Source organism: Mycobacterium interjectum, assembly GCF_900078675.2.
Lineage (GTDB): Bacteria > Actinomycetota > Actinomycetes > Mycobacteriales > Mycobacteriaceae > Mycobacterium > Mycobacterium interjectum.
This window is the reverse complement of record NZ_LT546237.1, coordinates 1,466,081-1,473,463: the sequence shown is the minus strand read 5'-3', so window position 1 is coordinate 1,473,463 and position 7,383 is coordinate 1,466,081. Positions and strand designations below refer to the sequence as shown.

Genomic DNA, 7,383 nt, shown 5'->3' with positions numbered 1-7,383 from the left:
GGTACCGCCGTTACCCCAGAGCCAGCCACCGGTGCCGCCGTGGCCTCCCGCCGCGCCGGAGCCCCCGGTGCCGCCCATGCCGCCGAAGCCCAACAGGCCGGCCGCGCCTCCGGCGCCGCCGGCCTGCCCGGCCCCGCCCGAGCCGCCGTTGCCGCCGTGGCCCCACAAGATCCCGCCCGGACCACCGTTCTGTCCGGTCCCCGCGGCGCCGTTGGTGCCAGGGCCGATCAGCGGGCGACCCAACAACGTGTTGGTCGGCGCGTTGATGACCCCGAGCACGTCTTGCGCCGCTGTCTGGAACGGCGACGCGTTGGCCGCTTCGGCGGACGCGTAGGCGCCGCCCGCGGCGTTGAGGGCCTGCACGAACTGCGCGTGGAACGCCGCGGCTTGGGCGCTGAGCGCCTGGTATTGCGCGGCGTGGCTCGTGAACAGCGAAGCGATCGCCGTCGACACCTCGTCACCGGCTGCGGCCAGCACTCCGGTGGTCGGGACGGCCGCTGCCGAATTGGCGGCGCTGAGCGAGGAAGCGATACCCGCGACGTTCTCTGCGGCCGTCGCGACTGCGTCCGGTACTGCAACCAAAAACGACATCCGTCAACCTCCAGGTAACCCGCCCTCAGCGGATCGTAGGCATCCTTGACGCGTAATTCGACACGTTTACAACAATTCAAAGCTATTTCCCAGCGGCGGCTTATCGGGGAAAAATATTTTCGATCCGTTTTGCGGCGCTCGGTCGAACCGGAGGTAAAAAGCGTCGTGGCCCCGATACTCACGTCCTGCGGCGGCTTTTTGCTCGCCGTCTTGTAGATGGATCTGATCTTCGATGTCCAGGTCTTCCAATATCGAAGTGCGGGTGCGGAATTGCCCGAGCCCGCGCTCGCTTCCATCGCGGACTACTACCACCGCGCGACGACCACGTCGCGACCGATGAGCCACGTCATCGCCGCCGTCATGCTCATCTTGTTGGGCGCGTTGGGGTGTCAGGCCGCTCGAGGCGACGACCCGGCATGGCTGCTGGGGACCTCGGCCGCGCTCGCGGGGGTGCCGGTGGTGTTGGCGCTGACGCACACGGTCCCGAGCGCCGTTCGGCTCGGGCACCGGACGGGCGGTCCGGCCGAACAGGCCCGTCTGGCGCGGGCCATCTGCCGCGATCACCTGGTCTGCTTCGCGGGCATGCTGGCGTTCGTCGTCATGTGGGCGGCCCGCGGGTTGCTCTGACAAAGGCCTGAAACGTCGTAGTGCCGAAGAGCTGGCCGGGGGCGGCTGGCCACGTCAACGGTCCACGTACTAAACTAGAACACGTTTCAATTCTTTATGTACCGTGACGCTTCCACAGGAGTAGGCATGCACACCGCGATCTGCGACGAGCTTGGTATCGAGTTCCCGATCTTCGCCTTCACCCACTGCCGTGATGTCGTGGTCGCTGTCAGCAAGGCCGGTGGTTTCGGCGTGCTCGGCGCCGTCGGCTTCACCCCCGAGCAGCTGGAGATCGAGCTCAACTGGATCGACGAGAACATCGGGGATCACCCCTACGGGGTCGACATCGTGATCCCGAACAAATACGAGGGCATGGACTCCCACCTCTCCGCGGAGGAGCTGGCCGAGACGCTGCGCAAGATGGTGCCGCAGGAGCACCTGGACTTCGGCAAGAAGATCCTCGCGGACCACGGTGTCCCGATTGAAGACAGCGACGGGGACAGCCTGCAACTGCTCGGGTGGACCGAGGCGACGGCCACCCCACAGGTCGAAGTGGCGTTGAAGCACCCGAAGGTGAAGATGATCGCCAACGCGCTCGGCACTCCCCCGGCCGACATGATCAAGCACATCCACGACGCCGGACTCAAGGTGGCCGCGCTGTGTGGTTCACCGTCGCAGGCCCGCAAACACGCCGACGCCGGCGTCGACATCATCATCGCCCAGGGCGGCGAGGCCGGCGGCCACTGCGGCGAGGTGGGTTCAATCGTGTTGTGGCCGCAGGTCGTTAAGGAGGTCGCGCCGGTGCCGGTGTTGGCGGCCGGAGGCATCGGGAGCGGTCAGCAGATCGCGGCTGCCTTGGCGCTGGGTGCCCAGGGCGCGTGGACCGGTTCGCAGTGGCTGATGGTCGAGGAATCCTCGAACACGCCGGTGCAGCAGCAGGCGTACGTCAAAGCGGGCAGCCGTGACACCGTCCGGAGCCGTTCGTTCACGGGCAAGCCGGCCCGGATGCTGCGCAACGACTGGACCGAGGCCTGGGAGCAGCCGGACAATCCGAAGCCGCTCGGTATGCCGTTGCAATACATGGTTTCCGGCATGGCGGTGCGGGCCACCAACCGGTACCCCAACGAGTCCGTCGACGTCGCGTTCAACCCGGTCGGTCAGGTGGTCGGGCAATTCACCAAGGTGGAGAAGACGGCGACCGTCATCGAGCGGTGGGTGCAGGAGTACCTGGAGGCGACCAACAGGCTGGACGAGCTGAACGAGGCCGCCGCCGTATAGCGGCTACTCGTCGTCGACTTCGTCGACGTCCTCCCCGCCGGTAAAGACCTCCTTCGTGCGGTCCACCGCGTAGGTACCGATGTCGATCGAGTTCTGGACGATGCCGCTGGCGCCCCCGGCGATGTCGCCCCGGAGGATGTCGCCGGCGTGCTCGACGATGTCCGAGGCCTTTTCGACGGCGTTGGTGGCGATGTCGCGGGCCGCGTCGACTGCGTCTTTCGGATTGAAGCCCATCGGAATCTCCTTTTGTCGCAGGACCTTTGGTACGACTCTAGTAGTTCACCAGGGTGCGCCAGTAATCCTCGGGAATCTCGGCGCCGGACCGCAAGACGCGCGCCAGTCCGATGGCCATCGCGACGCCGAGCAGCCCCAGCCACAGCCCGGCGAGCCCGATGACGGCCCAGAGGGCAGCGGTGACCGCCGGCCACGGCGACAGCACGGCGAGCACCGGCGCGAAGAAGAAGCCGGCCCCGATGTACCACGCCGAGCCGGCGCGATCGGAAGCCAGCACGAAGCGCAGCCAGCGCGGGATCGGCGCCTCGGCGGGCCGAGCCTGGTTCATGGCGTCAGCCGGCTATCCCGACGGCGGGAAGAACCCCGCCCCGGTGAACCACCCCTCTTGCCAGCCCTGATCCCCCAGGCAGAGCATGGGCAGCCCGGCATCCGACTGTGCCGCCGCCTGCGGGCCCGGGCACTTCGCGCCCGCCTGCTGCACGCCGTACAACGGATAGGAGACGACCCAGTAGCCGGTGGTAGCCGCGGGGAACTGGTTGGGCGGCGGGAAGTGACAGGCCTCGGCCTGTCCGCTGGGGCCGCGTCCGAAGATGAAGCGCTCGTAGTTGTCGCAAGGCGCACCCAGCGAGGCCTGATAGTTCATCCCGGGCACGTCGCCGTTGTAGTGCGGATCGGCCGCGGCGGACGGCGCCATGCCGATCGTGATGCCCGCTATCGAAGCGGCGCTGAGCAGTTCCCGAATCATGTTTCACCCCACCTGTCGCCGGTGACCTGCACAAAGCATATCGATTGCACCGGGAGCCACAAGCGCGTTTGCCGGGGACCGTCAGCGACGCCGGTAGGTGCGGAGCAACACCCCGGTCCCGGTTGCTGTCGTCGACACCAACTCCAGCGCCCGGGCCCGGCCGTCGCCGGGAAACAGCCGCTTGCCGCCGCCGAGCAGGATCGGCTCGATCATCAGCCGGTATTCGTCGACCAGGTCGTGTTCGATCAGCTGTGCGGCCAGCGACGGGCTCCCAATCACCTGCATCGCCCGGCCGTCGCGGGCGCGCAGCTCGCGTATCGCGCCGATCGCATCGTCGGGGGGTAGCAGGGCCGAGCCGGTCCAGCTCAGTTCGTCTTGGGTGAGCGTGCGGGACGCCACGTATTTGGGGATCTCGTTCATGCGGTCGGCGAACGGGTCCCCGCCGCGGTCCGGCCAGGCGGCCGCCATCGTTTGCCACGTGCGCCGGCCGAACAGCAGCGCCTCGGTTTCGGCCATGGTTTCGGCGACGGCGGGTCCCATGGTCTCCGGTTCGAAGTACCTCACGGACCAGCCGCCGTGCGCGAATCCCCCGTCGGTGTCCTCACCCTGGCCGCCGGGTGCCTGGACGACGCCGTCCAGGCTCATGAAGTGGCTGAGAACGATGCGCGTGTGCTCCCCTTTCGGTCGGTCGGTCCTGTTGCTTCCCATACCGACCGGCCGAGCCCGCGAAACTCATCGAGGCTGAACGTGTTGCAATTCGGGTCGTCGATCTTGCTTCAGTCCTTCCCAACCGTGGTCTAGCAATGGTTTCCTTGCATTAAGGATGCCTAGAGGACTTCGTATCGAGGAGTGCGCCATGTCAACCGCAGAGCCGACGGCCAAGCCGGTCCCCAATCTGCCGCCCGGATTCGACTTCACCGACCCGGACGTCCACGCGGAGCGGCTGCCGGTGGAAGAGCTGGCCGAGCTGCGCCGAACCGCGCCGATCTGGTGGAACGAACAGCCGCTCGGGGCGGGCGGGTTCGACGACGGGGGCTTCTGGGTGGTCTCCAAGCACAAGGACGTCAAAGAGATCTCGCTGCGCAGCGACGTCTTCTCCAGCCTGGAGAAGACCGCGCTGCCGCGCTACAAGGACGGCACGGTCGGCGAGCAGGTCGAGCGCGGCAAGTTCGTCCTGCTCAACATGGATGCGCCTCAGCACACCCGGCTGCGCAAGATCGTCTCGCGTGCCTTCACTCCCCGGGCCATCGAGCGCCTGCGCGACGACCTCGCCGAGCGCGCCCGGCACATCGTCGAGGAAGCGGCCGCCGAGGGGCGCGGTGACTTCGTGGAGCAGGTCTCGTGCGAGCTGCCGCTGCAGGCCATCGCCGGGTTGATGGGTGTGCCCCAGGAAGAACGCAAGAAACTCTTCCACTGGTCCAACGAGATGGTCGGCGACCAGGACCCCGAGTTCGCCAACAACGACGCCATCACCGCCTCGGTAGAGCTGATCATGTACGGCATGCAGATGGCCGCCGACCGGGCGAAGAACCCGGGGGAAGACCTCGTCACCAAGCTGGTCCAGGCGGACATCGACGGGCACAAGCTTTCCGACGACGAGTTCGGCTTCTTCGTCATTCTGCTTGCGGTGGCCGGCAACGAGACCACCCGCAACTCGATCACCCAGGGCATGATGGCCTTCACCGACTTCCCCGATCAGTGGGAGCTGTTCAAAAAGGAGCGTCCCGCCACCGCGGCCGACGAGATCGTGCGGTGGGCCACCCCGGTCACGTCGTTCCAGCGCACCGCGCTTCAGGACTACGAGCTGTCCGGTGTGCAGATCAAGAAGGGCCAGCGGGTGGTGATGGTCTACCGCTCGGCCAATTTCGATGAGGACGTGTTCGACGATCCGTTCAGCTTCAACATCCTGCGCGACCCCAACCCGCACGTGGGATTCGGCGGCACCGGTGCGCATTACTGCATCGGGGCGAACCTGGCGCGGATGACCATCGACCTGATGTTCAACGCGATCGCCGACGGCATCCCGAACCTGGAATCGATCGGAAAGCCCGAGCGGCTGCGGTCGGGCTGGCTCAACGGGATCAAGCACTGGCAGGTCGACTACCACACCGCCGGGGCCGCCAAATGACCTGTCGCGCATTACGCTAAGCCAATGCCGACACATCAAGCCGTCCGGGTCCAGTCCGCGGGCGGCCCGCTGGAGCTTGCCGAAGTAGAGACGCGGCCGCCGGGGCGCGACGAGGTGCGCATAGCGGTCACCGCCTGCGGCGTATGCGGAACCGACCGCGCCTTCGTCAACGACGGCTTCCCCAACATGTCGTGGCCATTGACCCCGGGACACGAAATCGCCGGAACCATAGCCGAACTCGGCGACGGCGTCGACGACTTCGCGGTCGGCGATCGCGTCGCCGTCGGCTGGTTCGGCGGGTGCTGCTACCACTGCGACCCGTGCCGCAAGGGCCTTTTCATCCACTGCGTCAACGGAAAGGTGCCGAGCTGGCACTATCCCGGCGGCTACGCGGAATCGGTGACGGCCCCGGCCAACGCGCTGGCCCGGATTCCTGCGGAGCTCACCGACGCGGAAGCCGCCCCCATGGGTTGTGCCGGCGTCACGACCTACAACGCGCTGCGCCACACCAAGGCGTTGCCCGGTGATCGGGTGGCGATCCTCGGCGTCGGCGGGCTCGGCCACCTCGGGGTGCAGTTCGCCCGGGCGATGGGTTTCCAGACCATCGCGATCGCGCGTGGCGGCGGCAAAGAGGAGGACGCCCGAAAGTTGGGCGCCCACCACTACATTGACTCCACCGCCGGCGATCCCGCCGAAGCGCTGAAGGCCCTCGGCGGCGCCGCGGTCGTGCTCGCAACCGCGGGCAACTCGCCGGCGATGGCCGCAACCGTCGGCGGGATATCGCCACAAGGCGAGCTTGTCACGATCGGCGTCACGCCCGAACCGTTGCCGATCAGTCCCATTCAGCTCATTACCCCGGGTGTCAGCGTCGTCGGCCACCCGTCGGGCACTGCCAAAGACGTCGAGGACACTATGCATTTCGCGGTCCTGTCCGGCGTCCGGGCGTGGATCGAGGAGTTGCCGCTGGCGCAGGCGGCCGAAGGCTACGCGGCGTTGGAGCAGGGGCGGGCGCACTACCGGACCGTTTTGACGATGTGACTACAGTCGGTCTGTGACCGACCTATGGACCCTGACGGCTTCCGACGGTGAATTGTCGATCCGCACCGGCGTCACGGGCAGGGCGGCGCGAATGGGCCATCGCCTCACCATCGCGATGACGCGCTGGGAGGCCACCGTGGCGTGGGCCGGCACCGAACCGGTCACCGCGGAGCTTACGGTCGAGGTCGATTCGCTCGAGGTGCTGCGCGGCGAGGGCGGGGTCAAAGGATTGTCCGGGCCGGAGAAGGTCCTGGTGAAATCGAACGCGTTGAAGTCGTTGGACGCCAAGCGCTATCCCGAGATGCGCTTTGCCGCCGACACGATCGACAAGGCCGACGACGGCTACCGCCTGACCGGGAAGCTGCACATCCGCGGCAAGTCCCGCAAGCACGTCATCGACTTGCGCACAGAGGATCTCGGCGGTGATTGGCGATTGTCGGTCGAATCCACCGTTCGGCAAACCGATTACGGCGTCAAGCCCTATTCGCTGCTGATGGGTTCGGTGAAAGTAGCCGACGAGGTGTCGGTGTCCTTCACCGCGGTGCACCCCAAGGCCTGAGCTCCACCGCGTTCCGCTAGGGCGTCGGCGCGTGCGGCGGCGCCGAATCGCCCGCGTCGCCGGGGATGTGCTCCAGCACCCGGGTCAAGTAGGGCTGGCGGACACTCGCGTCCAGCTGCGGCTCGTCGGGAGCGCCTTGCTGCTCTCCCCCGGACTCCGGGGCGGGTTCGCCCGCGGGTGCCTGCGGCTTCGGCGCCGGCGGGG

General features: G+C 67.3%; 10 protein-coding genes and 1 pseudogene. 5 read left to right on the top strand and 6 right to left on the bottom strand.

Annotated elements, in window-relative coordinates:
- The coding region (locus BN4348_RS41310) for a PE family protein (RefSeq protein ID WP_142308802.1) at nt 1-591 on the bottom strand (591 nt) is incomplete at its 3' end.
- A 216-nt stretch (nt 592-807) separates the two neighbouring features.
- Here BN4348_RS41310 and BN4348_RS41305 point away from each other — a divergent pair.
- Both BN4348_RS41305 and BN4348_RS41300 read left to right on the top strand, forming a co-directional pair.
- Nucleotides 808-1,218, top strand: a complete 411-nt coding sequence (locus BN4348_RS41305) for a hypothetical protein (RefSeq protein WP_235852714.1) — start codon at nt 808-810, stop codon at nt 1,216-1,218.
- Nucleotides 1,219-1,344: 126 nt separating this feature from the next.
- The gene (locus BN4348_RS41300; protein WP_066912723.1) at nt 1,345-2,475 is read left to right on the top strand and encodes a nitronate monooxygenase; all 1,131 of its coding nucleotides are present in this window, start codon (nt 1,345-1,347) and stop codon (nt 2,473-2,475) included.
- Nucleotides 2,476-2,478: 3 nt separating this feature from the next.
- Here the strand turns inward: BN4348_RS41300 and BN4348_RS41295 are convergent, their stop codons facing one another.
- From BN4348_RS41295 to BN4348_RS41280, 4 genes are all read right to left on the bottom strand, one after another.
- Nucleotides 2,479-2,709: an Rv1893 family protein gene (locus BN4348_RS41295; RefSeq protein ID WP_066912721.1), complete on the bottom strand. Its 231-nt coding sequence runs from the start codon at nt 2,707-2,709 to the stop codon at nt 2,479-2,481.
- Nucleotides 2,710-2,746: 37 nt separating this feature from the next.
- Nucleotides 2,747-3,037, bottom strand: coding sequence for a hypothetical protein (locus BN4348_RS41290; protein ID WP_066912719.1), 291 nt, complete (start codon nt 3,035-3,037; stop codon nt 2,747-2,749).
- Nucleotides 3,038-3,049: 12 nt separating this feature from the next.
- Nucleotides 3,050-3,454: a hypothetical protein gene (locus tag BN4348_RS41285; protein ID WP_066912718.1), complete on the bottom strand. Its 405-nt coding sequence runs from the start codon at nt 3,452-3,454 to the stop codon at nt 3,050-3,052.
- Nucleotides 3,455-3,535: 81 nt separating this feature from the next.
- Nucleotides 3,536-4,099 (bottom strand): dihydrofolate reductase family protein, encoded by a 564-nt coding sequence (locus BN4348_RS41280; protein ID WP_235852713.1) that lies wholly within the window; start codon nt 4,097-4,099, stop codon nt 3,536-3,538.
- A 211-nt stretch (nt 4,100-4,310) separates the two neighbouring features.
- Here BN4348_RS41280 and BN4348_RS41275 point away from each other — a divergent pair, with 211 nt between their 5' ends.
- Genes BN4348_RS41275 through BN4348_RS41265 form a run of 3 tightly spaced genes read left to right on the top strand, consistent with a single transcriptional unit; the run spans nt 4,311 to nt 7,179 of the window.
- Nucleotides 4,311-5,582 (top strand): cytochrome P450, encoded by a 1,272-nt coding sequence (locus BN4348_RS41275; protein WP_066912714.1) that lies wholly within the window; start codon nt 4,311-4,313, stop codon nt 5,580-5,582.
- A 24-nt stretch (nt 5,583-5,606) separates the two neighbouring features.
- Nucleotides 5,607-6,620, top strand: a complete 1,014-nt coding sequence (locus BN4348_RS41270; RefSeq protein WP_066912712.1) for an alcohol dehydrogenase catalytic domain-containing protein — start codon at nt 5,607-5,609, stop codon at nt 6,618-6,620.
- A gap of 13 nt (nt 6,621-6,633) precedes the next feature.
- Nucleotides 6,634-7,179, top strand: coding sequence for a YceI family protein (locus BN4348_RS41265; RefSeq protein WP_066912710.1), 546 nt, complete (start codon nt 6,634-6,636; stop codon nt 7,177-7,179).
- A gap of 16 nt (nt 7,180-7,195) precedes the next feature.
- On the opposite strand, the pseudogene BN4348_RS59985 reads toward BN4348_RS41265, so the two are convergent.
- Nucleotides 7,196-7,383 (bottom strand): annotated as a pseudogene (locus BN4348_RS59985) (DUF7159 family protein); the annotation flags it as partial.

Excerpts from the sequence above, each read along its gene's own strand:
- BN4348_RS41305 (WP_235852714.1), top strand. The coding sequence starts at position 808 with ATGGATCTGATCTTCGATGTCCAGGTCTTCCAATATCGAAGTGCGGGT.
- BN4348_RS41300 (WP_066912723.1), top strand. The coding sequence starts at position 1,345 with ATGCACACCGCGATCTGCGACGAGCTTGGTATCGAGTTCCCGATCTTC.
- BN4348_RS41295 (WP_066912721.1), bottom strand. The coding sequence starts at position 2,709 with ATGGGCTTCAATCCGAAAGACGCAGTCGACGCGGCCCGCGACATCGCC.
- BN4348_RS41290 (WP_066912719.1), bottom strand. The coding sequence starts at position 3,037 with ATGAACCAGGCTCGGCCCGCCGAGGCGCCGATCCCGCGCTGGCTGCGC.
- BN4348_RS41285 (WP_066912718.1), bottom strand. The coding sequence starts at position 3,454 with ATGATTCGGGAACTGCTCAGCGCCGCTTCGATAGCGGGCATCACGATC.
- BN4348_RS41280 (WP_235852713.1), bottom strand. The coding sequence starts at position 4,099 with ATGAGCCTGGACGGCGTCGTCCAGGCACCCGGCGGCCAGGGTGAGGAC.
- BN4348_RS41275 (WP_066912714.1), top strand. The coding sequence starts at position 4,311 with ATGTCAACCGCAGAGCCGACGGCCAAGCCGGTCCCCAATCTGCCGCCC.
- BN4348_RS41270 (WP_066912712.1), top strand. The coding sequence starts at position 5,607 with ATGCCGACACATCAAGCCGTCCGGGTCCAGTCCGCGGGCGGCCCGCTG.